General features: G+C 39.4%; 1 protein-coding gene. It reads left to right on the top strand.

The genetic code is table 11. From position 1 onward, the window contains the following. On the top strand, positions 1–1870 hold a 1870-nt coding region (locus JMN32_RS15130), incomplete at both ends, for a non-ribosomal peptide synthetase (RefSeq protein WP_202857191.1).

Here is a 1870-nt window from a genome sequence, read left to right as displayed (position 1 = left end):
CTCAGCATCCAATATAAAGATTATGCAACCTGGAAAGATCAAAACAGTAAAATGTCCAGTGATCCTTTTACGCAATTTTGGAGCAAAATATTCGATGATCCCGTAGAACCCATTGAGCTACCGACTAACACACCCAGATCATCAAGCGCCATAAGAAAAGCGGAAGTATTCACTCATTCAATAGACACAAAAACAACTCATCAACTTATTCACATTGCTGCAGCAAATGGTGCCACTGTTTTTATAACCCTGCTCTCTCTTCTTAATATCTTATTGAGCAAACTCTCAAATCAAAAAGATCTAGTTATCGGTACACCTGTGGCCGGAAGAGATCATGCCGATACACAACAAATCATTGGACTCTTCGTCAATACGTTGGCTTTAAGGAACTTCCCATTACCTAACCTGTCATTCCTGCAATTCCTCGAAGATGTGAGAGATCGAACTTTAATGGCTTTTGAACATGCTCAATATCCTTTCGAAGAGTTGATTGAAAACCTAAACCTTACCAGGACAACAAATAGAAATCCGCTGTTTGATATCATGTTCGCCTTGCAAAATTTTGAAGATCAAGAATTAAGTATACCAGGGCTGACCCTCGACCCTCTGGATCAGCAAGGACTCCTCGCTAAATTTGATATTAGTATTACCGCACAACAGAAAAACGACCAACTCAACTTCTTCTGGGAATATGATTGCGAACTATTTACCGCAAAAACTATTGCTCGGTTTGCTGATTTTTTTGAACACTTATTGAAACAGGTCTGTGAAGACCCTAACCAATACCTAAAAAATCTCACTGTTATCCCTGAGGATGAACGACTGCTTCTAAAACAATTTAATCAGACCCATAAACCCCATTTCCAAAATAAAACTGTAGTCGAACTCTTCAGGGAGCAAGTCGAAATATCCCCCAATAAAACTGCGCTCTTCTACCACAATGAACAGCTGACATATGATGAACTTAACTTGCAGTCTGACCAAATTGCCAGTAAACTCATTGGTTTGAGAGTTAAACCCAATGATATCGTTGCAATCTTGGTCAAACATCCTGTTGAGTTATGCAAAGCAATACTTGCTATCAATAAGGTTGGAGCAGCTTTTTTATCAATTGATCCTAACCTTCCTAAGGATAGAATCGAATACATTATCCAGGATAGCCAGACTAACTTCGTTATTTCCAGCCCCGAGACCAGCTGTGATTGGAATATTGATGCTACTGAACTACAATATTTTGATATTACAGATCCTCAGCATTACAACAATGAAAATTTAGCCAACCAACTACCTAATAGTAGCGACCTTGCGTATGTAATCTACACTTCTGGGACTACAGGAAAGCCTAAAGGAACTTTAATCGAGCATGCCTCACTCACCAACCTTTGTCTTTGGTTTAATGAAGAATTTGAAGTATCTGATAGTGATCAATCAACCAAGTTAGCAGGGGTAGGATTTGATGCTTCGATCTTTGAAGTATTTCCCCCATTAATCAAAGGAGCAACCATCCACCTTTTTAATCCAGATAATCCATTGGATCCTAGATGGTTAAACGATTATTTCCAACAGCATAATATCACAATTAGTTTTCTCCCAACCCCGCTTTGTGAACAATTCATCCAACTCAAAAACAGCTCACTCAGAATATTGCTCACCGGTGGAGATAAGCTAAATCGTGCAGAACATGATAATACTTATAAGCTCATCAATAACTATGGCCCAACTGAAACAACCGTGGTAGCAACCAGCTTTCAGGTAGATAGTAAAGGTCATAATTATAATATCCCCATCGGTAAGCCCATCGCCAACACTCAGGCCTATATCCTAAACGAAGAATTACAGCTTCAACCCATCGGTGTTCCAGGAGAGCTTT

It is taken from the genome of Fulvivirga marina (genome assembly GCF_016775155.1).
In the GTDB taxonomy this organism is placed as follows: Bacteria; Bacteroidota; Bacteroidia; order Cytophagales; family Cyclobacteriaceae; genus Fulvivirga; species Fulvivirga marina.
Note: the sequence above shows the minus strand (reverse complement) of the source record. Positions and strands in the feature narration are given on the sequence as shown.